At 37.1% G+C, this 24824-nt stretch carries 21 protein-coding genes; 11 read left to right on the plus strand and 10 right to left on the minus strand.

Going from position 1 to position 24824, the window contains the following annotated elements; genetic code table 11:
• Positions 1-14: 14 nt before the first annotated feature.
• Genes Q4489_RS11410 through Q4489_RS11425 form a run of 4 tightly spaced genes read right to left on the minus strand, consistent with a single transcriptional unit; the run spans position 15 to position 5377 of the window.
• Positions 15-1466 carry a TrkH family potassium uptake protein gene (locus Q4489_RS11410; RefSeq protein ID WP_074496273.1) on the minus strand — a complete coding sequence of 484 codons (1452 nt, stop codon included), beginning with the start codon at positions 1464-1466 and terminating at the stop codon, positions 15-17.
• 12 nt (positions 1467-1478) lie between these two features.
• Positions 1479-2096 (minus strand): YigZ family protein, encoded by a 618-nt coding sequence (locus Q4489_RS11415; protein ID WP_303480428.1) that lies wholly within the window; start codon positions 2094-2096, stop codon positions 1479-1481.
• 5 nt (positions 2097-2101) lie between these two features.
• Positions 2102-3421: a Xaa-Pro dipeptidase gene (gene pepQ / locus Q4489_RS11420; RefSeq protein ID WP_303480429.1), complete on the minus strand. Its 1320-nt coding sequence runs from the start codon at positions 3419-3421 to the stop codon at positions 2102-2104.
• A gap of 45 nt (positions 3422-3466) precedes the next feature.
• On the minus strand, positions 3467-5377 hold the full coding sequence (locus Q4489_RS11425; protein ID WP_303480430.1) for a transglycosylase SLT domain-containing protein: 1911 nt from the start codon (positions 5375-5377) through the stop codon (positions 3467-3469).
• 153 nt (positions 5378-5530) lie between these two features.
• Here Q4489_RS11425 and Q4489_RS11430 point away from each other — a divergent pair, with 153 nt between their 5' ends.
• Positions 5531-6346 (plus strand): SPOR domain-containing protein, encoded by an 816-nt coding sequence (locus tag Q4489_RS11430; protein WP_303480434.1) that lies wholly within the window; start codon positions 5531-5533, stop codon positions 6344-6346.
• 15 nt (positions 6347-6361) lie between these two features.
• The gene (gene tusA / locus Q4489_RS11435) at positions 6362-6604 is read left to right on the plus strand and encodes a sulfurtransferase TusA (RefSeq protein ID WP_303480437.1); all 243 of its coding nucleotides are present in this window, start codon (positions 6362-6364) and stop codon (positions 6602-6604) included.
• A gap of 88 nt (positions 6605-6692) precedes the next feature.
• On the opposite strand, the gene glyS is transcribed toward tusA, so the two are convergent.
• The 6 genes from glyS to dnaA all read right to left on the minus strand — a co-directional run bounded on the left by glyS (position 6693) and on the right by dnaA (position 16332).
• Positions 6693-8762, minus strand: coding sequence for a glycine--tRNA ligase subunit beta (gene glyS / locus Q4489_RS11440; protein WP_303480440.1), 2070 nt, complete (start codon positions 8760-8762; stop codon positions 6693-6695).
• A 3-nt stretch (positions 8763-8765) separates the two neighbouring features.
• Positions 8766-9680, minus strand: a complete 915-nt coding sequence (glyQ, locus tag Q4489_RS11445) for a glycine--tRNA ligase subunit alpha (protein ID WP_303480442.1) — start codon at positions 9678-9680, stop codon at positions 8766-8768.
• A 621-nt stretch (positions 9681-10301) separates the two neighbouring features.
• Positions 10302-12737 carry a DNA topoisomerase (ATP-hydrolyzing) subunit B gene (gene gyrB / locus Q4489_RS11450; protein WP_303480445.1) on the minus strand — a complete coding sequence of 812 codons (2436 nt, stop codon included), beginning with the start codon at positions 12735-12737 and terminating at the stop codon, positions 10302-10304.
• A 9-nt stretch (positions 12738-12746) separates the two neighbouring features.
• The gene (recF, locus tag Q4489_RS11455; RefSeq protein ID WP_303480447.1) at positions 12747-13832 is read right to left on the minus strand and encodes a DNA replication/repair protein RecF; all 1086 of its coding nucleotides are present in this window, start codon (positions 13830-13832) and stop codon (positions 12747-12749) included.
• Positions 13832-14935 (minus strand): DNA polymerase III subunit beta, encoded by a 1104-nt coding sequence (gene dnaN, locus Q4489_RS11460; RefSeq protein WP_303480450.1) that lies wholly within the window; start codon positions 14933-14935, stop codon positions 13832-13834. Before dnaN ends, recF begins: the two co-directional genes overlap by 1 nt.
• A gap of 29 nt (positions 14936-14964) precedes the next feature.
• The gene (gene dnaA, locus Q4489_RS11465; RefSeq protein WP_303480451.1) at positions 14965-16332 is read right to left on the minus strand and encodes a chromosomal replication initiator protein DnaA; all 1368 of its coding nucleotides are present in this window, start codon (positions 16330-16332) and stop codon (positions 14965-14967) included.
• Positions 16333-16776: 444 nt separating this feature from the next.
• Between dnaA and rpmH the strand changes: the two genes are divergently transcribed.
• The 9 genes from rpmH to Q4489_RS11510 all read left to right on the plus strand — a co-directional run bounded on the left by rpmH (position 16777) and on the right by Q4489_RS11510 (position 24821).
• A complete protein-coding gene (gene rpmH / locus Q4489_RS11470; RefSeq protein ID WP_074496262.1) occupies positions 16777-16911 on the plus strand; it encodes a 50S ribosomal protein L34 in 135 nt (44 codons plus the stop codon).
• A 38-nt stretch (positions 16912-16949) separates the two neighbouring features.
• Positions 16950-17306, plus strand: coding sequence for a ribonuclease P protein component (gene rnpA, locus Q4489_RS11475; protein WP_303480462.1), 357 nt, complete (start codon positions 16950-16952; stop codon positions 17304-17306).
• Positions 17273-17524 (plus strand): membrane protein insertion efficiency factor YidD, encoded by a 252-nt coding sequence (gene yidD / locus Q4489_RS11480; RefSeq protein WP_303480464.1) that lies wholly within the window; start codon positions 17273-17275, stop codon positions 17522-17524. The genes rnpA and yidD overlap by 34 nt, the downstream gene beginning before the upstream one ends.
• Positions 17525-17526: 2 nt before the next feature.
• Positions 17527-19161 carry a membrane protein insertase YidC gene (yidC, locus tag Q4489_RS11485; RefSeq protein ID WP_303480467.1) on the plus strand — a complete coding sequence of 545 codons (1635 nt, stop codon included), beginning with the start codon at positions 17527-17529 and terminating at the stop codon, positions 19159-19161.
• An 87-nt stretch (positions 19162-19248) separates the two neighbouring features.
• A complete protein-coding gene (mnmE, locus tag Q4489_RS11490) occupies positions 19249-20622 on the plus strand; it encodes a tRNA uridine-5-carboxymethylaminomethyl(34) synthesis GTPase MnmE (protein WP_303480469.1) in 1374 nt (457 codons plus the stop codon).
• A gap of 9 nt (positions 20623-20631) precedes the next feature.
• On the plus strand, positions 20632-21075 hold the full coding sequence (locus Q4489_RS11495; protein ID WP_303480472.1) for a flavodoxin domain-containing protein: 444 nt from the start codon (positions 20632-20634) through the stop codon (positions 21073-21075).
• A 406-nt stretch (positions 21076-21481) separates the two neighbouring features.
• Positions 21482-23371 (plus strand): tRNA uridine-5-carboxymethylaminomethyl(34) synthesis enzyme MnmG, encoded by a 1890-nt coding sequence (gene mnmG, locus Q4489_RS11500; RefSeq protein ID WP_303480475.1) that lies wholly within the window; start codon positions 21482-21484, stop codon positions 23369-23371.
• 17 nt (positions 23372-23388) lie between these two features.
• On the plus strand, positions 23389-24015 hold the full coding sequence (gene rsmG, locus Q4489_RS11505) for a 16S rRNA (guanine(527)-N(7))-methyltransferase RsmG (protein WP_303480479.1): 627 nt from the start codon (positions 23389-23391) through the stop codon (positions 24013-24015).
• A gap of 23 nt (positions 24016-24038) precedes the next feature.
• Positions 24039-24821 carry a ParA family protein gene (locus Q4489_RS11510; protein ID WP_303480482.1) on the plus strand — a complete coding sequence of 261 codons (783 nt, stop codon included), beginning with the start codon at positions 24039-24041 and terminating at the stop codon, positions 24819-24821.
• The last annotated feature ends 3 nt before the right edge of the window (positions 24822-24824 follow it).

Consider the following 24824-nt stretch of genomic DNA (forward strand, 5'->3'; position numbering starts at 1 on the left):
CATCATTCGATGATTTATGAGCGCCAAAAGCTTGGAGTAAATAAAACCAGCAAAGTAAATATTTCTAATCGACCAAACAGCATGGCAATGATCAATACCCATTTACTAAAGTCACCGAGCGATGAGAAGTTAGCAGCAACTTCGCCTAAACCCGGGCCAAGATTATTTAAACAGGCAGCAACTGCGGTAAAAGCTGTGATGTCATCTACACCTGCCGCCAAAAGCATCAACATACAAATAACAAATACCGCAGCATATGCAGCAAAAAAGCCCCAAATAGCTTCAACGACTCTATTAGGCAAGGCTTTATGACCCAGTTTAATGGTAAAAATAGCTTTCGGGTGTACTAATTTATTTAGTTCTCGGATGCCCTGAAGGTATAACAATAAAACCCTGACAACCTTCATACCACCGCCTGTACTACCAGCACAGCCACCGATAAAACTAGAAAATATTAATAAAATAGGTAGCAGCGTTGGCCAGTCAGCAAAAGACGTAGTGGCGAAACCAGCGGTGGTACTAATAGAAACGGCCTGAAACAATGCTTGGTCAAAGGCTTCAAAACCTGAACTATAAACACCATAACTCAATAACACGACCGCACAAATCAATGTTAACACCAGTTGAATTGCAATAAAGACTTTAAACTCTGGATCGTAAAAGTAAGCACGTAATGATTTGCTGTGAAGCACAGCAAAATGTAAAGCAAAATTAACCCCGGCAATTAATAAAAACAGCACGCAGACAGCATTTATTAATGGGCTATCAAAATACCCCATACTTAAATCATGAGTAGAAAAACCACCAATTGCGATGGTTGAAAATGCATGACAAATTGCATCAAACACAGTCATACCAGCCGCCCAATAACTTAATGAACAAGCCACGGTAAGCGATAAATAGATATACCATAAGTGCTTTGCAGTATCGGCAATCCTAGGGGTCATTTTAGAATCTTTGACAGGTCCAGGCGTTTCCGCCCGATATAACTGCATTCCACCAATACCTAACATAGGTAACACAGCTACTGCTAATACGATGATACCCATACCACCTAACCATTGTAATTGTTGGCGATACCATAAGACAGCATGTGGTAAACCATCAATTTGCGATAATATCGTGGCCCCAGTTGTAGTGAGCCCAGAGAAAGCTTCAAAAAAAGCGTCGGTAATGGTTAAATTAGGCATCTCTAACAGCATTAATGGCACTGCAGAGAAACTCGCTAATACAGTCCAGAATAGCACAACAATCAAAAAGCCTTCTCGTGCTCTTAATTCGCCTTTTTCTTTACGAAGCGGATACCAAGTAATCAGTCCGCTAAATAAACAGAATAAAAAAGAAAGAATGAAAGCGACACCGCCACCATCACGGTAGAGTAATGAAATTAGCGCAGGCGGAAGCATAGTAACGCTTAGCAATGTTACTAACAGTCCTAAAATTCTTAGTATATTCTTATACTGCACTGTGCATTCTTATTATTTTTTGTTAATTTTATTTAGCGTTAACTGTCCACAAGACATTGTTTTTAACTGCTCCGCTAACAATTCTACACCTTGTTCAGGAATAGCCAAGGTCAAATCAACTCTTTCGGTAAAATCTTGAGTCAAAATGTCTGCACCTGCTTGCTTCATTAAGTGCAGTATGTCATCGACCTGCGCATATTGGCAAGCTAAGCTTTTGTAGACCTTAGGGATTTTAGTTTTTACATCTAGCAATGACAGCGCACTTCTAACACTCGCACTATAAGCTCTTTGTAATCCACCAGTACCCAATTTCGTGCCACCAAAATAACGAACCACAATGGCCGCTACTTCGCCTATTCCACTACCCTGTAAAACAGCCAACATTGGCTTTCCAGCCGTTCCGGACGGCTCTCCATCATCAGAAAAGCCATAACACTGACTATCTTGTGGGTGCCCAGCAACAAACGCGTAACAATGATGATTTGCTTGAGGGTGGAGTTGCTGCACGTCATTTAGCAATTGTTTAAACGCAATTGTTGAATCACAAGGTGATAAATAACAGATAAATCGACTGCGAGTAACCTCGATTTCATCGATAATGTTACTCGCTGCAATAGTATATGGTTCCACAAGCGTTAATCTAAGCCACTTTCTCGTGTCATATTTTCATTATGTGATTGATGAACAATAATATTATCTTCAATACGAATGCCACCAAATGGCCTCATTTCGTCGACTTTTGACCAATTAATCATGCTACCATTAGCTGATTTTTTTAAGTCAGCTAGCAATGAGTCAATAAAATACATGCCTGGTTCAATAGTAAACACTTGGTTTGCTTCAACCATTCTCGAAGTTCGTAAGAATGGATGATTATCAGGGGTATTAACATAAGTACCGCGCTCGTCTGCCATAAAGCCACCTACATCGTGTACTTGTAGCCCTAAATGATGCCCTAAACCATGAGGAAAGAAGGTAGAGACAATGCCTGCTTCTAATGCTGACTCAGGAGTTACATTAATAAATGAAAACTCACTCAACACCTGAGCAATTTGTAAGTGTGTTGCTATATGCAGATCTACGTAACTTGCCCCAGGCTTTAGCCCATCCACGGCGGTTAGCATTAAGCGATCCATACGCGCAATTAGTTCTGAAAATCGATTATTTTCAAAGGCATAGGTTCGAGTAATGTCAGATGCGTAGCCATGATAGTTAGCGCCGGCATCAATCAAAAAAGAACGGTGGGCATCAGGTTTCGCTTTATCAAGCATGGTGTAATGTAAAATTGATGCGTTTTCATTCACACAGACAATACTACCGTAAGGGGTTTCATTCTCACCATATTGCATAGCAAATAAATATGCTTGCATTATTTCATATTCACTAGCCCCTGCTAAAAATGCTTGTTCAGCGGCTTTATGGCCGTTTACAGCTAACGCATTTGAGCGTCTTAAGCATTCTTGCTCATATGCCGTTTTATAAGCTCTATGATAATGAATATAATTAAGTACATTTTCAGGGTTAATCGTTTCAAAACCAAGAGCTTGCGCTACTTCAATATGCGCGCCGATGTACGCATAACCTTTTTTATCATACGGTAATAATTTATCAACATCTGTTGCTTTACTTAGCATTTTGATATCGAAATGATCATTCCAGTAATCTTCTGGTAATGCGATTACTTTATGCCAAAAATCTACTGGCAGATAATAAATCAATGTTGGTTTATCTTCGCCATTAAGCAAAAGCCAACTGTTTGGCACATCAATAATTGGTAACCAATGTTTAAAATGGGGATTTACTTTAAAAGGGTAACCCGTGTCGTCTAAAAAGGCTTTTAACTCTTGGCCTGAATGAATGACAAGCCCTTGCAAGTTTTCTCTTGCTAAAACTTGCTTAGTGCGTTGTTGTAATTCATCGATATGTGCAGGATATAAGCTTGCTAGTGTCATCATTTTTAAGTCCAAATGTATCATAGTTTGATCTTAACACATGGTTAGTCATCGCGTTATATTCATCCGGTGTAATTGCTCAAATAATGGTGTTGGTTGGCCTACTTTTTGTTGATAAATTTGCTGATAAGCCAATACGCTTTTGACATATTCACGCGTTTCCTTAAAAGGAATTGTTTCTATCCAAATATCAGCAGGCATACTATCAATTGCAGACAACCACTTTTTAACCCGATACGGCCCTGCATTATAGGAAGCCGTTGCTAATATTTGATTACCATCATATCTATCTAGCAAATTCTTTAAATATTTAGTGCCTAAGCGAATATTGTTTCCACTATCAAACAAATAACTGTTTGATATTTTTTTCTTGCGAGTTAATTGTTTTGCTGTGCCTGGCATTACTTGCATCAAACCCTTAGCGCCTACAGCTGAGTTTGCATCTGACATAAATGAACTTTCTCGACGAGCTATAGCAAATGCCCATGCCGATGGTATTTTATGTTGATCTGAATACGTTGTAATTTGTTCATTAAACGCGAGAGGAAATCGTAAATCTACATCATCTAAATACCCGACTCGTGATAACGCAAAAATGGCGCGGTCATACCAACCTATTTCATTTGCTAACTTCGCTGCCCCTAATCTTTGTCGTTTATCAAGTGTCGACACCCAATAATTCCATTCTTTTCGTGCATGATAAAAGCGACCAAGTCGAAACAATTCAAACGCCCTTTTACCTGCGGAGTTTTCAAATAGTGATTGCTTTTCTAGTTCAGAAAACACTAATGGGTTATGTTGTAGGTTCATCGGCTGCTGCAAATAACTTGCAGCTAAAAAGCCGTAATAGTGTCGTTGATCTGCAAGGGTTTTCAATTGTGCCTTACCCGCGGTTTCATCACCTGTTTCAATTAAACTTCTACCATACCAATACTGCCACTGATAAGTACTTTGCTGATTTTTAGGTAGCGCAGATAATACTTGCTTTATCGCATGCCAATCTTGTTGGCGTAATACATCAGCAATTTTCCACTGTACGATGTTCGATGTTAAGTGCTGGTCTGCTACTTTTGCTAACCATGTTTTTGCTGCGCGATGTTTTTTACTAGCAAGTGCTAATGAAAACTTAAGTGCCACTTGTTGCAGCTGTTCATCTGTTATTGGAAATACTTTCGCCGCTTTATTGAATGTAGCAATTGCATCGTCTGGACTTCGCCATACTAACCGTTTAATGCCGTAGATAAAGATCTCAGTTTCTTTCTTAGACTTTGTCGGAAAACGACTCAGTTTCGTAATATAAGCAGGATTTCTTCTTACTTTATGCCAAAGCTTACCTAGATATTGCTGCTTTTTTGGCATTAATGAAGTTAAGTATGGAATTAAGGTATGTTTGCCACCATCAGCAGCCTTTACTAAACGCTGCCATACGTGATCCTGTGTTCGTAAGCCTGCTTTTTGCCACTTCGCAAATAATGGATCACAAGACTTAGGTTGTGATTTACCGACAACCCACAAGCGATCAATATTTTTCAATATATGTTGTTCTTCCGCACCATTGTTGAGTTTATATTGATAGTAATGACACGTTAAATTAACATCAGAGGTCGGTTTAAAAAACGCCATAAACAACGTTTGTCTATTTCTCTTTATTAAATACTCTAACCATTTTTTCCTCAATGGCCAGTCAAGTGGGCTCCCCTCATATTTTGTTAAGAATTGCTCAATTTCTTTTGCCGAAGCTAAGCGCATTTTAATCATCAACCGGCGTTGATCTAAGTATGGTTGTAATGGGTAGTAATGTAATTGCTTATATAAGTTAAGATACGTTGACGAGTCAGTTTTCCATAATAGGCGTTCAGCTTTTAAAAACGTATCACGCATCTGCGCATTATCGAAAGCAAATGCGACTTGAGTAAACAGGCTAAACCAACAGAAAAAAAAGACACAAAAACGCAACATAAATAACCCTGAGAAAAACATTCTGTTTAAGAGTATTCAGGCTAGCATTACAAAGCAAGTAGTTATAAGGAATTTACACTAATTCGAAGAGAAAATAGTGTTACTGATAAACCGCTGGTAGTATATCTACATAATCTTTGATTCTATGTGCTAATGCGTCCTTATTTGCTACTTTCTTTACTTTTAAGCCTATCTTGTTTTGCTCAAGAACATAGCCTTAGTTTTGGTGTTGACTATCATCACCAACAATCTTCTTCTAACGGTGTTCATCTTAGTTATCAATGGCAATTTTCCGAAAGTTTTGCTCTAGAAAGTCGCTTTGTTGATCATAGAACAATCATGATACAAACGAACGCTCATCAACATTTCATCAAGCTTAAACGTGCAATGGTTGGCGTAAACTTTATTCGTGAAATAAATAATCAACTCAATATCAAAGCAGGCACAGGTTTGGGGTATTTAGTTCATTCTGATAAGCCTTCGTTAGTTAATAAAGGCAGTGTTTCTTCTTATCTTAATGTGGCAACTCAATTTCGCTTTACCAACCAACTCGCTGTTGAGTTTGGACAAACTAGTTATTTTGATAACTCAACATTAAATGCCAATCACAACCTTTATGCACAAGTAACATGGCTTTTTTCTCACTCAAAGTCTGCCATTATTAAACCTTCATCGACAAAAAGAGCGATCAAACAACCGTTAGAAGCACCTCCTAATCCGTTACCGATTAATGCCAGTTCGCAGTGGCAAATTCAATTAGGCGCTTTCTCTCAAAAAAGCTATGCAGAAGTATTATTAGCTAAGATAAAAACAACAGTAGGACAAAATAATCATTGGAATATTATCTACCAAAATAAACTTCATCGTGTAGTAAGTCAGCAATTTTTAGAAAAAGCCAATGCAGAACAGTTTCTCAACATGTTAAAATCTCAATATTCTTTATCTGGTTTTCTTCGTCAAGTTAAATAGACTGAATATTTATATATGCAAAATCTTTTCAACAATACCGATCATACACTTGATGCGCTGGGGCTACGCTGTCCTGAGCCTGTGATGATGATCAGGATGAATATAAGAAAAATAAGCGTCGGAGAAACCTTATTAATTACGGCCGATGACCCATCTACTGCCCGTGATATTCCAAGTTTTTGTCGCTTTATGGAACACGAACTTATTGCTTCACAAACCGATGTGCTCCCTTTTCAATATGTGATCAAAAAAGGGTAATTGTTAACAACTACCCTTTTTAATATAGCTTTGCTTATTTATTGCGTTTCTAGTTCAACCACTTTTAAAACAATTAAATCAATAGGGTTTAATTTTGTAACACCGAAATATCAGCAATGTCTAAAAAGCTATTACGTATTTCATTTAATAGCGTTAAACGATTCACTTTCACTTGTTCATCATCAGCCATTACCATGACATTATCAAAAAAGTTATCAATGGGCTGCTTAATATTGGCAAGTTCAGCTAATGCCTGCTGGTAGTCTTGAGCTGCAACTAATGGTTGAATTTTTTCTTTTACTTTTGAAAAAGTATTGGCTAATTCTGTTTCATTATCATCACAAGCATAGTCTGTATTAAAAGTCGAAAATAACTGACCATCAAACTTGGCTAAAATGTTACCTACTCGTTTGTTTGCAGCAGCTAATGTTTGTGCTGCTTCCATGGTTTTAAAATGATTTACAGCGAATACTCGCTTTTCAAAATCTAGTGGAGCCGTTGGTGAGTTGGCTAATACAGCCTGAATGACATCAACACTAATTTTTTGCTCTTGATAATGTGCTTTAAATCGACCAAGTACAAAATCAATCACTTGTTGGGTTGTATTGTCATTCGTTAACACTTCACCGTATAAGCTGACACTTTGTGACACTAGATCAGCAATGTCTAAATCAAGCTGTTTTTCAATAATTATGCGAATCATGCCAATGGCAGCTCTACGTAGTGCAAATGGATCTTTATCACCTTTTGGCGGTTGATTGATACCAAATATTCCAACCAATGTGTCAATTTTGTCAGCAATAGCTACCGCACAACCAATAACACCTTTAGGAATACTATCGCCAGAATATCTTGGTCGGTATTGATCTTCTAATGCTTGTGCTACCTCAACGTCTTCGCCATCATGCTGTGCGTAGTATTTTCCCATGGTGCCTTGCACTTGAGGAAATTCTAATACCATTTCTGTCATTAAGTCCGTTTTACTTAATAGGCCTGCACGGTATGCCAGTTTAGGTGATTGATTTATTTTTTCCGCAATATATTCACTTAGTGACGCTATTCGTTCAGATTTGGTTTTTAACGTTCCTAATTGTTTTTGAAACAATACGGACTCTAAACTTTCAAGTCTTGATTCAAGTGTTTGCTTTTTATCTGTTTTAAAGAAAAACTCGGCGTCGGCTAATCGTGGACGTATTACTTTTTCATTACCGAAGATAACCTGGTTTGCATCTTTACTTTCAATGTTGGCAACAAAAATAAATTTGTTTAATAATTTTCCCTGTTTATCCTCAACTGGAAAATATTTTTGGTGATCTTTCATTGAATAGATTAATGGCTCAGGTGGTACATCTAAAAATTCTTTATCAAAGCTACCGATTAAGGTAACTGGCCACTCAACAATTGATGTAACTTCTTCTAATAATTCTTCGTCAATTAAAGCCACAGCATTTAGCTCTTGCTCAGCTTTTTTAATCTGATCAACGATTAATTGCTTTCTTTCTTGATAATCTGCAACAACATACGCTTGTTTTAACGTTGCAACATAATCATTTGCATGTTCAAGGGAGATTAAACCTTGATGATGGAATCTATGACCTTGTAGCAAGTTGTTTGACTCAATACCTAACGCTTCACCTGTTATAATTTGTTCACCAAACATAAGTGTTAACGTATGAATTGGACGAATAAATTGTGTTCTTGAGCTTCCCCAACGCATTGGTTTTGGAATTGGTAGCTTCGCAATTGCTTTATTAACCATTTCAGGAATCAATTCCTGAATTGTTTTGCCTGGTTGTAATGCCTTGTGTAGTAACCATTCACCTTTATCAGTTTTCAATCGCTGTGCTTGCTCAATAGTGATACCATTTGACTTTGCCCAACCTAAGGCAGCCTTACTTGGGTTACCTTCTTCATCAAACGCTACGTTTATCGCAGGCCCGCGCTTTTCAATTTCTTTATCTGCTTGCTTATCGATTAATTGCGTAATCTGCACCGCTAAACGCCTTGGAGAAGCAAACCAAGAAGCCTGTTCAAAGGCTAGCTCTGCTTGTTCCAATTGTGTCGTTATTTGACTGTAGAAAGTGGTCGCTAATTTTTGTAACGCTTTGGGTGGCAGTTCTTCGGTACCTAACTCTATTAATAATGTTTCTTTAATCATGTGTTATTCTCCCACCTCTTTATCACCACAAAGTGGGAAGCCTAATTGTTCTCTCGTCGCATAATAAACCTCTGCACATGCTTTGGATAATGCTCTTACACGTAAAATATAGCGTTGTCTTTCTGTTACTGAAATTGCATGGCGTGCATCTAATAAGTTAAAGGCATGTGAAGCTTTCATCACTTGTTCATAAGCCGGTAATGCTAAGCCCTTTTCGATAAGTTTTTCACTGTCTTTTTCACACTGATCAAATTGGCCGAATAGCGCCTTTACATCTGCATGTTCAAAGTTATATGCCGATTGCTCTACTTCATTTTGATGGAATACATCTCCATAAAGGACTTTACCCATTGGACCATCTGTCCACACTAAGTCATAGATACTATCTACATTTTGAATATACATAGCTAAACGTTCTAAACCGTAAGTGATTTCGCCTGTTACAGGTGCACACTCTAAACCACCGACTTGTTGAAAGTAAGTAAATTGAGTTATTTCCATTCCGTTTAGCCAAATTTCCCAGCCTAATCCCCAAGCTCCAAGGGTTGGTGACTCCCAGTTATCTTCAACAAAACGGATATCATGTACTAGAGGATCTATACCAAGTTCTTTCAATGAGTTTAAATATAACTCTTGTATATTCTTCGGAGAAGGCTTTAACATCACTTGAAATTGGTAATAATGCTGTAAGCGGTTTGGGTTTTCCCCGTAACGACCATCTGTTGGTCTTCGACAAGGTTGCACATATGCGCTACTGATAGGCTCAGGTCCTACCGCACGCAAAAATGTCATGGGATGAAAGGTACCAGCACCAACTTCTAAATCTAAAGGCTGTACAATGACACACCCCTGTCGAGACCAGTAATCTTGTAATTGTAAAATCAATCCTTGGAATGTTTTGCTATTAAACGTACTCATGCGTGCCTGTATTTATAATATAAAATTTTAATTTGCTGGCGCTAGTATAACGTTTGTCTGTTTATTCGCCTAGTTTACAGCAGTGATAAATTGAGCAAAAACTCGAATATTTTAATTTTTTATTTTTATCATTGGTAAAACCGTATATTTCATGACCGGTCATTATTTCAAACCAACACTCATTTTCACTGTATATAAAGCCAGTTCCAATAAATCACTTAAAAGTTAAGCCAATCCGTTAAGATTGTTTTTATTCAATGGCACAACTTTTTTGACAATCTAGCCGGCTTTTAATTTCACCTTGTACATAAGCCTATGCCATGGAGAACTGCTCTGAAAAGAGTTTTATTTGCCACTTTAGTTAGTCGACTTTTTTCAAGCAAACCAGTTTATCGGTAATCATCCCCTTAACGCTCCTAGTTAATACTGCTTCCATTTATCTAGCCGTTAGCTTTTTAACACTTCAAGCTATTAGGCTCTACATTTTTGTCTATCATTTCATTTAATCGCATCACTAACATAAAAAAATAGCCCGATCATAAAGATAGAGCTATTGTCGTATAAGCGTTTTTCTCAGCGATCAATTGTTTAATTGATCGGCATTGAGTTAATTACCTTAAACTAAACATCCAAGTTTTCTACTTTCAACGCATTTTCTTCAATAAAGTGTCTACGCGGCTCAACATGATCACCCATTAACGTATTGAATAGTTGATCTGCTGCAATTGCGTCTTCAATAGTTACTTTCAACATACGTCTTGTTTCTGGATCCATCGTAGTCTCCCACAATTGATCTGGGTTCATTTCACCCAAACCTTTATAACGTTGGATATACTGTCCTCGTTTAGATTCAGCCATTAACCATGTTAATGCTTCATCAAAGGTAGAAACTTGCTTTATTTTTTCATTACGTTTTACATAACCGCCTTCTTCAATAAGACCATTTATCGCAACGTTAAGATCAGTCAATTCTTTAAACTCTTTTGAATGAATAAATTCATAACCACAGTTATATACTTTATCAATACCATGTTTTCTAACATTGAATCGTGGATAATAAATGTTACGTTCTTTATCTTGCTCTACTGAAGCTGTATAAATTGAACCGTTGCCATCTTGGTCATCAAGCTGCTTTATTAGGTTATCTTTCCAAGCTGTAACTTTCTCTTCATCAGAAAAGTCTTCGATATTAATAGTTGATGAATAGACCATCTTAATTAGAATATCTTCCGGTATTTGACGTGATACACGTTTAATTGTGTTATATGCTCTTCTAAATTGATTTACTAACTTTTCTAATGCCAAGCCTGAAATTGCAGGTGCTGATTCATTCACATGTAATGATGCATTCTCTAATGCTAGAGTTGTTAAGTATTCAATTAACGCATCGTCATCTTTAATATAACGTTCTTGTTTACCTTTCTTAACTTTATATAGTGGTGGCTGTGCAATAAAAACATGACCGCGTTCCATAATTTCTGGCATTTGACGATAGAAGAATGTTAATAGCAAAGTTCGAATATGAGAACCATCAACATCAGCATCGGTCATTATTATGATTGAATGATAACGAAGCTTTTCAGGGTTGTATTCATCACGGCCAATACCTGTACCCAGGGCAGTAATTAATGTTCCTACTTCTACCGAAGCAATCATTTTATCAAAACGTGCTTTTTCTACGTTTAGTATTTTACCCTTAAGTGGCAAGATTGCTTGGTTTTTACGATTTCGACCTTGTTTAGCTGAACCACCCGCAGAGTCACCCTCCACTATGTATATTTCAGATAACGCCGGATCTTTTTCTTGGCAATCAGCAAGCTTTCCAGGTAAACCCGCTATATCAAGCACACCTTTTCTGCGAGTCATCTCACGCGCTTTACGAGCAGCTTCTCTTGCTCTAGCGGCATCAACAATTTTCATGATTACTGTTTTTGCTGTACCTGGATTCTCTAACAAGTACTCCCCTAGCTTTTCACCCATCGCTTGTTCTACTGCAGTTTTTACTTCTGAAGAAACTAGCTTATCTTTAGTTTGTGATGAAAATTTTGGATCTGGTACTTTAACTGAAATAACTGCTGTTAATCCTTCACGGGCATCATCTCCAGATGGATTTGTTTCACCCTTTTTAGATTTATTTAACCCTTCTTTTACCATGTAACTATTGATGGTACGAGTTAACGCAGCTCTAAAACCACTTAAATGTGTTCCCCCGTCTCGTTGAGGTATATTATTAGTAAAACAATGTATATTTTCTTGGAAGCCATCATTCCATTGCATTGCTACTTCAACGGCAATTCCATCTTCACGTTCTAAGTCAAAATAAAATATTTCTTCATTTACAGCTGTTTTATTTGTATTTAAATAATCAACAAACGCTTGAATACCGCCTTCATAAAAGAAATGTTCTTCTTTACCTTCTTCACGTTCATCAATCAGTTTTATTGAGACACCTGAATTTAAGAAAGATAGTTCACGGATACGTTTTACCAGAATGTCATAGTGAAATTCTACATCAGTGAATGTTTCTTCACTTGGCCAAAACCTTAATTCTGTACCGGTTTGATCTGTTTCACCAACTAGTGCCAACGGTGCTTGTGGCTCTCCTAATTTATACTCTTGTTCATGAAGTTCACCGTTTCTACGGATTGTTAGTGTTAGTTTATGACTTAATGCATTAACAACTGAAACACCTACACCATGCAAACCACCTGATACTTTATATCCAGAGTCTTCACCACCGAATTTACCCCCAGCATGTAATACTGTCATGATAACTTCTGCTGCGGAAACGCCTTCTTCTGGGTGAATATCCGTTGGTATACCACGGCCATCATCTTTTACAGATACAGAACCGTCAAGGTGAATAGTAACCACTATATCACTACAGTGACCTGCAAGTGCTTCATCTATTGAATTATCTAACACCTCAAAAACCATGTGATGTAAACCAGTGCCATCATCAGTGTCACCAATATACATACCAGGTCTTTTTCTTACAGCGTCCAGCCCTTTTAAAACCTTAATACTGTCTGAGCCATATTCATTTTCTACACTCATAGCTTTAGCCTACTCACTCATTAAAGAAATATTGCCATGTTTCACGTGAAACATTTTATAATTTTTGTTTTTCGGAACCAGTGGTTCCACTGCACTTTTATCAATTGCGGTGATAATTGATTGACAATTCAAAAGCTGATTTGCCACCGACATTGCTGTTCTAGAGCTAATGTCCAATTCAGCACCTATATCATCAATTAATAAAATTGGTTTTACTCGTTTAACTTTTTCAATTAACTTAGTTTGTGCAAAAGTTAACGCGAGTAAAAACAACTTTTGTTGACCTCTTGAAAGTCTCTGCTCCAACGACAATGTGTTAAATTGAAATCTAACATCAAATTTATGTGCACCATATAGTGAAAAGCCACGTTCAAGTTCTTTATCTTTATTCTGTGTTAACACGTCAAATAATTCTTTTTTACTGTGCCAACCCTGTAGATACTGTAGCTTAATCGAATCGTTAATTTCTGGTAATAATACCGACAACCAATTCGTTACTTCTATTGATAACTCTTTTATATAACCAGATCTTAATTCAGCAATTGTTTCTGAAAGTTGGCAGAACTGTTCTGTCCAATATTGTAACTGCTGTTCACTTAATCGTTGCTTTAAACATGCATTCCGTTGTTTTAACGTTTTATTAAATTGCCGCCAAACTTCAGGAAAAGAATGTTTCACGTGAAACAATCCTAAATCGATAAACTTTCTGCGTTCTCGTGGTCCACCAATAAACAACTTAAAACTTTCGGGCGTTACTACTTGTACCGCTAAGTTCTTTGCAAGCTCAGAAAGCTTTGTTTGACGTTCACCGTCTATTTTAATTCTCTTTTCACCCGATAGTGAATATTCAATACCTAACATTTGATCATTAAATGTTTTAGCACTCAAGACAAAACGTTGTGACTCATTACGAACTAAATTACTAACGTTCGTGGTTCTAAACGATTTACCATGGCTAAGGTAATAAATACTTTCTAAAAGACTACTTTTGCCACTACCATTATCACCCAGAATAAAGTTAAATTCTGAGTGAAGCGAAATCTTCCCGTCTACTAAATTTCTAAATTGATATGCATTTAAATCTTTAATACTCATTACAAACGCATAGGCATCACAACATATAACGCTTCGTTTGAATCTTGCCCTTCAATAACTACGCTACTATTTGCATCAGCTAAGGTAAATTTAACACCTTGCTCTTTAATTGCATTTAACACATCAAGCACATAGTTTACATTAAAACCAATTTCGACATCTTCGTAAGGAAAGTTTACTTCTAATATTTCTTCTGCTTGTTCTTGCTCGGGATTATTAGCGGTAATTTTTAATTCACTGTCAGCAAAATTTAAACGTACACCTTTGAATTTTTCATTCGACAAAATTGAAGCTCTAGATAAAACTTGTTTAAGTTGATCTTTGTCAGCATTTAAAATCTTATCACCGTTTCGAGGAAGAACTCGACGATAATCAGGAAAACGACCATCAACTAATTTACTGGTGAAAGAAAATTCGGTATCAATAATACGAATATGATTAGAACCTAAAAAGACTTGAACTTCTTCATCGACTGGATCAAGTAAGCGAATGATTTCTAAAATACCCTTTCTAGGCACAATCACTTGTCGATTTGGCAGTTGTAATTCATCATTTGATATTTTACAAATAGCTAAACGATGCCCGTCAGTTGCAACAGAACGAATTTCATTAGCTTCTGTTTCGATAGACATACCATTTAAATAGTAACGAACATCTTGGTTGGCCATGGAAAAATGGGTACTTTCAATGAGGCGTAGTAACTGCGCTTTACTTAATTTAAATTCAACGTCACCTTTCCACTCTTCAATATTAGGAAAATCTGTTGCCGGCAAAGTAGACAAGGAATATTTACTACGTCCTGAAGAAATAGTGACAGTATCATCTGTAGATTCAAAACTAATCAAAGCCCCATCAGGCAAGCTTTTACAAATATCTAAAAGCTTACGCGCTGGTATTGTTAATTTACCGTTGGCTTCTGCATTATCGATATCAGCATAAGCAACCATTTCTAATTCTAAATCAGTGGCAGTTAATGTAAGTGATTGCTCACTAACCTCAATTAACACATTACCAAGAATAGGTAAGGTACTTTTACGTTCAACCGCTCCGGATACCAATAGCAATGGTTTTAATAACAATTCTCTATTTAAGGAAAACTTCATTTTTTACCTACTCTTTATTACTCTTTTTGTTAGGAAGATAACGTTCTATTTAAATTTGAATAATCTTCTTTAATATCATGAGATTCTTCACGTAATGCTTTAACTTTCCGACAAGCATGTAAAACAGTTGTGTGGTCTTTTCCACCAAACGCTTCGCCTATTTCAGGTAAGCTATGATTGGTGAGATCTTTCGATAAGGCCATTGCTATTTGTCTTGGTCTTGCTACCGAACGATTACGTCTTTTTGATAATAAATCAGATACCTTTATTTTATAATATTCAGCAACGGTTTTTTGTATGTTATCGATAGTAACTAACTTATCCTGTAAGGCAAGTAAATCTCTTAGTGCTTCCTTAACAAAATCAATATTAATTGCTCTGCCAGTGAAATTAGCGTTAGCGATCACACGATTAAGTGCGCCTTCTAATTCCCTAACATTTGACCTTAAACGCTTAGCGATGAAAAATGCAACTTCATCGGCAAGGTTAACATGGCTCTCTTGTGCTTTTCTCTTTAATATTGCAACGCGCGTTTCAAGCTCAGGAGGCTCAATCGCAATGGTTAAGCCCCAACCGAATCGAGATTTTAATCTATCTTCTACACCGTCAATTTCTTTAGGGTAACGATCACTCGTTAATATTATTTGCTGATTACCTTCTAAAAGCGCATTAAAGGTATGAAAAAATTCTTCCTGAGTGCGTTCTTTATTAGCAAAAAATTGAATATCATCAATTAATAATGCATCAACAGAACGGTAATATTGTTTGAATTTTTCGATAGCATTATTTTGTAATGCACGAACCATATCTTGAACAAAACGTTCTGAGTGCATATAAGCAATTTTTGCATCAGGTTTATTTAGCAAAATACCGTTACCAACAGCGTGTAATAAATGAGTTTTACCTAGACCCGTTCCCCCGTAAATAAACAAGGGATTATATGCAGAGCCAGGATTATCAGCTACTTGTGAAGCAGCCGCTCGTGCTAATTGATTAGACTTACCTTCAACAAAATTATCAAAAGTATAATTTACTCTAACGTTAGTTTTTTTCGGTAAGTTTGATTCAGGTACCTGGTTATTCGAAGCTTTTGGTTGGCTTAGCGGTGCTGATGGCATTGAAGCACTGTTGTTGCTACTAACCTTAACTTTAGGAATACTACCTACATCAAAACGTAATAAAGGCGGATTTCCACTTTCTTCTAGGCTGACTAATTCATTAATACGGTTAACGTATTTATCACGAACCCAATCTAGTACAAAGCGGTTTGGCGCATACAAAGTCATGACATTATTATCTACGACACATTGAAGCGGTCTAATCCACATACTAAACTGCTGAGCAGGCAACTCTTCTTGTAATACTGACAAGCAGCGTTGCCACAAAGAATGATCCAACGATAGGCTCCTAGCTGATCTACCACTTTAAAATGAGAAAAGAGTGATAAACCTGATTATCTTTTTTATAATATCCAAGCATTATCCCTCTACTTATCCACAACTTCAATATTGACTTTTGACTATTTTACAAAAAAATAGAAATAATCGCTAAAGTCAGCTATTTAATGGCTTGATTTTTTATTTGTCACTTGAAAAAAGCAGAAATTAACGTCAGAAAAAGCACAAACAAGAGATAGAATGATCGATTTACAATCGTAAATGTTAGAAAACTGTGGATATGTACAGGATCGACAAAAAGATCTATTTTGATCCTCTAACAATATAATCAAGATTAATGATTGACATTAGTGCGTATAATATATAGAATTCCGCCTCTTTTTTTGACCAAGTGTGCTCGAAACGGCGGTTTTGCCAGGGCAACAACAACCGACGGATAGCGTAATGAAAAGAACATTTCAACCTAGCGTATTAAAACGTAAGCGTAACCACGGATTCCGTGCTCGTATGGCTACTAAAAACGGTCGTGCAGTATTAGCACGTCGCCGTGCTAAAGGCCGCGCACGCCTAAGCGCTTAATCTCTTTATTAATCTTTCGATAAAGAGTTTGTAACCACATGGTTACTTTTGAATTTACTCGGGAGTCAAGACTCTTGACTCCCAGTCAATTCCAATCAGCTTTTAAAAACCCATCTCGTTTTGGCTCTAGCCATATCACTGTACTAATTACACCAAATTCAGAGCAAAATAGTCGTTTAGGTTTAGCCATTGCTAAAAAACGCGTAAAACTTGCTGTGCAAAGAAATCGAATAAAAAGATTAGTTCGAAATAGTTTTCGCTTGAAACAACATCAATTACCCCATATTGATATAGTAGTTATGGTTCGCTCAGGCACAGATGAACTCGATAACCAACAAATAACTAAGCAGTTGGATAAAATATGGCGAAAAATAATTCAACGCCACAAAAAATAGCCATATCTGCTGTAAAAGCTTACCAACGCTGGCTTAGCCCGTTATTAGGGAATAACTGTAGGTTCACGCCAACATGCTCTTTTTATGCAATTGAAGCAATTAATCGCTTTGGTGTTGTAAAAGGTTGTTGGTTAGCAGGCAAACGTATACTAAAATGCCACCCACTAAATACGGGCGGTGAAGATCCCGTACCACCAAAAAAGAAGAGAAAGTATTAATTATGGAGTCTCAACGCAGTTTTTTATTTATTGCGCTTATGGTTGTTAGTTTTTTGCTGTATCAGCAATGGCAACAAGACAATGCGCCTGAACCGATCACACAATTCAGTCAAAGCGACAATGATTCAGCTATCACACAATCAAGTGATGATGACTTCGTTCCTGCGCCGAGTGCTTCAAAATCAACAGAAGCTACAACAAAAGCTAGCGCAACTTTAGTAGAAATTACAACTGATGTGTTAGCCATAAAAATAGATACCAAAGGCGGTGATATCGTTGAAGCCACTTTGCTTGATTATGACACGGAACAGGGTAACGGTATTCCGTTTACCATGATGCAAAATGGTGATTTTAGATATATTGCACAAAGCGGATTAACGGGTGCACAAGGCATTGACCGCACAGTGAAAGGTCGCCCTATTTACCAAGTTGAAAACACCACTTATCAAATGACCGAAGGTCAACCACTGGTTGTTTCATTAACTTATATTACAAACGATGGCTTAACCGTTAAGAAAAACTTCTCCTTTACACTAGGTAGTTACCAAGTCGACGTAGATTATATTGTTGAAAATGCATCAAACAGTGCAGCAAGTGTTGAACTATATGCTCAGCTACGCCAATCGGCTAGTGTTGATCAATCAAGTGCTTTAATACCAACCTATCGAGGTGCAGCTTATTCTACCAAAGAAGAACGCTACGAAAAATATGACTTTGATGACATTGCAGACGCAAAATTAAATGAAACAACTCAAGGTGGTTGGGTTGCTATGCTTCAACATTACTTTGTATCAGCTTGGGTACCTAATGCTGAGCAAGTAAACTTATTATATACCGAGTTTTCGCGTAGTAAGAATGAAGCGGTTATTGGCTTTAAAGCCCCTGCTCAAATTATTGAACCCGGTTCAACAGAAACCATTTCAACTACGTTCTATGTCGGGCCTAAAGATCAAGATGCACTAGCTGAAATAGCAGATGGACTTGATCTCACTGTTGATTTTGGCTTTTTATTTATGATCAGTTCACCACTACATTGGTTACTGATTCAAATACAAGCACTTGTGATCAACTGGGGTGTCGCAATTATTATCATTACGGTCATCGTAAAAGGTATTATGTATCCGCTCACCAAAGCGCAATACACGTCTATGGCAAAAATGCGTGAACTACAGCCAAAAATGACGCAATTAAAAGAACGCTTTGGAGACGATAGACAAAAACTTTCTCAAGCCATGATGGAGCTTTATCGCAAAGAGAAAGTAAATCCTGCGGGTGGTTGTTTACCGTTATTAATTCAAATGCCTATTTTCTTAGCATTATATTGGGTGTTTTTAGAAAGTGTTGAATTAAGACATGCGTCTTTCGGCTTATGGTTAACTGACTTATCTTCTAAAGATCCTTACTACATATTACCAGTGTTGATGGGTATCAGTATGTTCATAATGCAGAAAATGCAACCAATGACCATTCAAGACCCTATGCAGCAAAAAATCATGCAATATATGCCGGTAATGTTTACTATCTTTTTCTTCTGGTTCCCGTCAGGCTTAGTATTGTACTGGCTAGTGAGTAATGTGATTTCCATCATTCAGATGAAAATTATATTTGCCTCACTCGAAAAGCAAAAAAATAAATAACATTAAGCGACCGAAAGGTCGCTTTTTTTTACCCTGAATACGATTATGTTTATAATACTGGCATTCATATTTAGTCGTTAGAGCATTATGACAACAACAGTATCCAATATTGAAACCATTGCAGCACAAGCTACTCCACCCGGTAGAGGCGGTGTCGGTATTATTAGAGTATCGGGCCCCTTAGCCTCTATAGTTGCAGAAAAAGTATTAGGTAGATGCCCTGCGATTAGAAAGGCTGAATACTTACCCTTTTATGATAATAATCAACAAATCATTGATCAGGGTATCGCATTATTTTTTAAAGGTCCAAATTCATTTACGGGTGAAGATGTATTGGAACTTCAAGGCCATGGCGGCCCCGTTATTCTTGATATGTTGTTAAAATCTATCATCACAATTAACAATATTCGTATGGCCAACCCCGGTGAATTCAGTGAACAAGCTTTTCTAAATGATAAGCTCGATTTAGCACAAGCCGAAGCGATTGCAGACTTGATCAATGCAACATCAGAACAAGCAGCAAAAAGCGCGTTACATTCGTTACAAGGCGATTTTTCAGCATTAATTCACGAGATAGTAAACGACACCATTCATTTAAGAATGTATGTGGAAGCTGCTATTGATTTTCCAGAAGAAGAAATTGATTTTCTTGCAGATGAAAAAGTAGTAAATCAACTTAAATCACTGATCAAAAAAGTAGAAGATGTGCAGCAAAAAGCGAAGCAAGGTAGTTTATTAAGAGAAGGTATGAGAGTTGTTATCGCTGGCCGCCCTAACGCAGGTAAATCGAGCTTGTTAAATGCGTTAAGCGGTAAAGAAAGCGCTATTGTTACAGATATCGCAGGAACAACACGAGACGTATTATCAGAACATATTCATATTGATGGGATGCCGCTACATATTATTGACACTGCAGGGCTTAGAGAGTCATCAGATAAAGTCGAGCAAATAGGGATTGAACGCGCATGGCAGGAAATAAAACAAGCAGATCGAATTTTACTATTAATTGACGCGGATCAGTCAATTGAAGATCCAAAAAAATACTGGCCCGAGTTTTTTGAAAAGCTGCCAGAAAACATTGAATTGACCATCATTAAAAACAAAGCAGATATATTCAATAAAGCCGTTCAATTTGATAAAAATACTGACTATCCAACCATAACCCTTTCTGCAAAAAACCAAGATGGTATTTCATTACTAACTGGCCACTTAAAAGATATTATGGGTTATCAAGGTAGTACAGAAGGTGGTTTTATGGCCCGTAGACGCCATTTAGCAGCCATTGAACAAGGTTATCATCACCTTAGTGTTGGTTTAGAGCAACTTGAATCGTATGTGGCAGGTGAAATTCTAGCTGAAGAATTAAGACTTTGTCAGAACGCGTTAAATCAAATAACAGGCGAATTTACCAATGATGATCTGCTAGGTCAGATCTTTTCATCATTTTGTATCGGCAAATAAAGGATCGTAATGTCTTCATTTCAAATCATCGTTGGAAGCATGCTAGGCGGCACAGAGTATGTTGCAGAAGCATGCGAAGAGTCATTAGTAGAATTAGGTCATGATGTAACTTTGCATTTATCACCTGATCTGAGCAATATTGCTACCCAAAATCAAACATGGTTAATATGTACATCAACACATGGTGCTGGAGATTACCCAGACAACTTACTGCCTTTTATTGATCAACTCACAAGCACCACGATCGATCTATCCTCAACTAAGTATATGGTGATCGGTATTGGAGACTCTAACTATGATACATTTTGTTTAGCTGCTAAAAATATAGATAAACTTATAGAATCAAAGGGTTGTGAACGTTTAATAACAATAAAAACATTTGATATGACACTTGACATTGATCCAGAAGAAGAAGCACAAGCATGGCTATTAACAAATAAAGATCAGTTATAAACGACTTACCAATATGTTATCCACAAAATACATAAAGAGAAACAGCTAATGTGGATAACTAGGAAATAATCCCTGTATTAAAATTTATTTTCCAGTTAATAAATATAATCATAATTGTACTTGTGGATAAATAGCGATTTTGATCAAAGGTTATTTAGTATATGATCATACTTTGATCACAAGAAACGATCATTAAGATCAAATTGATTTATATGAAGAAAAAAGCCTTATCCACAGAAAATGGATGAACTAATAAAGATCAATAATAAGATCTTTATATAGATCTTTATATATTATTAATGATCCACAACAGATCTTTTTAGTGATTTGATCGTTTCACTTCTCAAGAAAACAAGATAAAATACGTGCCCTTTTGCAAGAAATACATTTTAAGGTTAGTGGCATTATGTGGTATCAAGACACTTATGAAGTCATCGTTGTAGGTGGTGGTCATGCTGGTACAGAAGCAGCCTTGGCAGCTGCTCGTATGGGTTGTAATACCCTATTGCTAACACATAATATTGACACGTTAGGTCAAATGTCTTGTAACCCAGCAATCGGTGGGATCGGCAAAGGACATTTGGTTAAAGAAATTGATGCTCTTGGTGGCTTAATGGCAACAGCAATTGATCATGCTGCCATTCAATTTCGTACCTTAAATGCAAGCAAAGGCCCTGCTGTAAGAGCTACTAGAGCTCAAGCAGATCGCACTCTGTATCGAAATTACGTACGTAATTATCTTGAAAACCAAGAAAACTTAACGATCTTTCAACAACCTTGTGATGATCTTATTTTAGAAAATGATCAAGTCGTTGGTGTATCAACTCAAATGGGTTTAAAGTTTAAAGCTCAAACCGTTGTATTAACGGTTGGTACTTTCCTCGCAGGTCAAATACATATTGGTTTGAATAATTATCAAGGCGGTAGAGCTGGAGATCCTGCTAGTGTTAACTTAGCAAATAAATTACGCGATATGCCTTTTAGAATGGATCGTTTAAAAACAGGTACTCCTCCAAGGTTAGACGCTAGAACTTTAGATTTTTCAGTGATGGAAGCACAACCAGGTGATGATCCTAGACCGGTTTTTTCATTCATGGGTTCAACAGCAGATCATCCAGAACAAATACCTTGTTTTATTACTCATACCAATAGTCATACTCATGATATTATTCGAAAAGGACTTGATAGATCGCCAATGTACACAGGCGTCATTGAAGGCGTAGGACCACGTTATTGTCCTTCAATTGAAGATAAAATTATGCGTTTTGCAGATAAAGATACACACCAAATATTTGTAGAACCAGAAGGTCTAACTACACATGAGGTTTATCCTAACGGTATTTCAACCAGTTTGCCGTTTGATGTTCAAATGGCGTTAGTTCGATCGATTAAAGGCTTTGAAAATGCACATATAACCCGCCCGGGCTATGCGATTGAATATGACTTTTTTGATCCTCGTGATTTAAAACAAACCTTAGAAAGTAAATTTATCAATAATTTATATTTTGCTGGTCAAATAAACGGTACAACAGGTTACGAAGAAGCTGGCGCTCAAGGACTAATAGCAGCAACCAATGCTGCTGCACGTGTTCAAGGTAAAGAGGAAATGATCTTAGGTCGTGATCAAGCCTATATGGGAGTTCTTGTTGATGACTTAGCAACACTCGGCACCAAAGAACCATACCGTATGTTTACCTCTCGTGCTGAATATAGATTATTGCTTAGAGAAGACAATGCCGATATTCGTTTAACAGAAACGGGTCGTAAACTTGGATTGGTTGATGATAAAAGATGGCAGCGCTTTAACGAAAAACTAGAAAATATAGAAGTAGAACGTCAGCGTTTGAAATCGACTTGGATCCAGAAAGATCATAGTGCTGTTGAACAAATTAATAAGTTAGTTAAAAACCCGATCAGCCGTGAAAATAGTTTAGAAGAGCTATTACGTCGACCTGAAGTTCGTTACCAAGATTTAATGGCAATAGACTCATTAGGTCAACCTTTAGCCGACAAACAAGCGGCTGAGCAAGTTGAAATTCAAATTAAGTATGCTGGCTATATTGATAGACAGCTTGACGACATTGCCAAGAAAAAACGTCATGAAGATACATTGATCCCTGTTGAATTTGATTACAGCCAAATATCCGGGCTTTCAAATGAAGTTGTGGCTAAGTTAACAGACGCTAAACCTGAAACCATTGGTAAAGCTTCACGAATTTCTGGTATCACACCTGCCGCAATATCGTTATTATTAGTTTATCTTAAAAAACATGGTTTATTGCGAAAATCCGCATAGATTCTTTGGACTTATACATGTCGTTGAAAGAAAACTTAGCACGTTTAATTAATAAAACGGAGCTTAACGTATCAGAACAACAGATCACTCAGTTAATTAGTTATGTTGAGTTACTGAATAAATGGAATAATGCGTATAATTTAACTTCGGTTAGAAACCCAGAAGATATGTTGGTAAAACATATTTTAGACAGTATGATGGTTGGCCCTCACCTTGCGGGGAAAGCGTTTATAGATGTTGGCACTGGTCCGGGTTTACCTGGTATACCTTTAGCTATAATGTACCCAGAAAAGCACTTTACGTTACTGGATAGCTTAGGTAAGCGCATAACCTTTTTAAAGCAGGTTGTTTTTCAATTAAAACTTGCTAATGTATCTCCTTTATTATCGCGAGTTGAAGCATACCAACCTGATGTACCATTTGATGGGATATTAAGTCGCGCTTTTGCATCACTAGAAGATATGGTGCAATGGTGTCACCACCTTGTTGAAAAAGAGCAAGGAAGGTTTTATGCGCTAAAAGGCCAATATCCACAAGAAGAATTAACGCAATTACCTAAAGGTGTTATATTAGCGAAAAGTTATGAAATAAAAGTGCCTGAACTTACAGGTGAACGTCATTTGATTGAACTAATAAACGTTTAACAATAATAAAAATTGAGGTTTCAGTGGGAAAAATAATTGCAGTTGCTAACCAAAAAGGTGGTGTTGGCAAAACTACTACAGCTGTTAATTTAGCCGCGTCATTAGCCGCTACTAAACGTCAGGTATTGTTAATCGATTTAGACCCTCAAGGTAATGCCACAATGGGGAGCGGTATTGATAAGTATGATGTACATGCAACCTGTTATGAATTATTAATTGAAGAAACTCCCTTTGAACAAGTTGTTTGCAAAGAAACAACAGGCATATATCACCTTATTGCTGCTAATACAGACGTTACAGCCGCTGAAATCAAGCTAATGGAAGTTTACGCGCGTGAACAACGCCTTAAAAATGCTTTAGCACCAGTAAGAAATAATTATGACTTTATCATCATCGATTGCCCTCCTTCGTTAAATATGCTGACGGTAAATGCGATGACTGCCGCTGATTCTGTATTAGTGCCAATGCAATGTGAATATTATGCGCTTGAAGGTTTAACAGCATTAATGGATACCATTTCGCAATTACAATCTGTGGTTAATGGTGATTTAGAAATAGAAGGGATTTTACGTACCATGTATGACCCCCGTAATCGCCTTGCAAACGACGTTTCAGAACAATTAAAACGACATTTCGGTGATAAAGTTTATCGTACTGTTATTCCTAGAAATGTACGTTTAGCAGAAGCGCCAAGTTTTGGTGCACCAGCAATGTATTACGATAAATCATCAACAGGTGCTAAAGCCTATTTAGCCTTAGCAGGCGAAATGATCAGAAAGAAACAACAACAAAAGCAAGCTAGTTAACAT

Origin of the sequence: Thalassotalea sp. 1_MG-2023 (genome assembly GCF_030546745.1) — a bacterium.
Lineage (GTDB): Bacteria > Pseudomonadota > Gammaproteobacteria > Enterobacterales > Alteromonadaceae > Thalassotalea_C.

Coding starts and splice junctions, on each gene's coding strand:
- pepQ (WP_303480429.1), bottom strand. CDS start 3,421: ATGATGACACTAGCAAGCTTATATCCTGCACATATCGATGAATTACAA.
- Q4489_RS11425 (WP_303480430.1), bottom strand. CDS start 5,377: ATGTTGCGTTTTTGTGTCTTTTTTTTCTGTTGGTTTAGCCTGTTTACT.
- Q4489_RS11430 (WP_303480434.1), top strand. CDS start 5,531: ATGCGTCCTTATTTGCTACTTTCTTTACTTTTAAGCCTATCTTGTTTT.
- tusA (WP_303480437.1), top strand. CDS start 6,362: ATGCAAAATCTTTTCAACAATACCGATCATACACTTGATGCGCTGGGG.
- glyS (WP_303480440.1), bottom strand. CDS start 8,762: ATGATTAAAGAAACATTATTAATAGAGTTAGGTACCGAAGAACTGCCA.
- glyQ (WP_303480442.1), bottom strand. CDS start 9,680: ATGAGTACGTTTAATAGCAAAACATTCCAAGGATTGATTTTACAATTA.
- gyrB (WP_303480445.1), bottom strand. CDS start 12,737: ATGAGTGTAGAAAATGAATATGGCTCAGACAGTATTAAGGTTTTAAAA.
- recF (WP_303480447.1), bottom strand. CDS start 13,832: ATGAGTATTAAAGATTTAAATGCATATCAATTTAGAAATTTAGTAGAC.
- dnaN (WP_303480450.1), bottom strand. CDS start 14,935: ATGAAGTTTTCCTTAAATAGAGAATTGTTATTAAAACCATTGCTATTG.
- rpmH (WP_074496262.1), top strand. CDS start 16,777: ATGAAAAGAACATTTCAACCTAGCGTATTAAAACGTAAGCGTAACCAC.
- rnpA (WP_303480462.1), top strand. CDS start 16,950: ATGGTTACTTTTGAATTTACTCGGGAGTCAAGACTCTTGACTCCCAGT.
- yidD (WP_303480464.1), top strand. CDS start 17,273: ATGGCGAAAAATAATTCAACGCCACAAAAAATAGCCATATCTGCTGTA.
- yidC (WP_303480467.1), top strand. CDS start 17,527: ATGGAGTCTCAACGCAGTTTTTTATTTATTGCGCTTATGGTTGTTAGT.
- mnmE (WP_303480469.1), top strand. CDS start 19,249: ATGACAACAACAGTATCCAATATTGAAACCATTGCAGCACAAGCTACT.
- Q4489_RS11495 (WP_303480472.1), top strand. CDS start 20,632: ATGTCTTCATTTCAAATCATCGTTGGAAGCATGCTAGGCGGCACAGAG.
- mnmG (WP_303480475.1), top strand. CDS start 21,482: ATGTGGTATCAAGACACTTATGAAGTCATCGTTGTAGGTGGTGGTCAT.
- rsmG (WP_303480479.1), top strand. CDS start 23,389: ATGTCGTTGAAAGAAAACTTAGCACGTTTAATTAATAAAACGGAGCTT.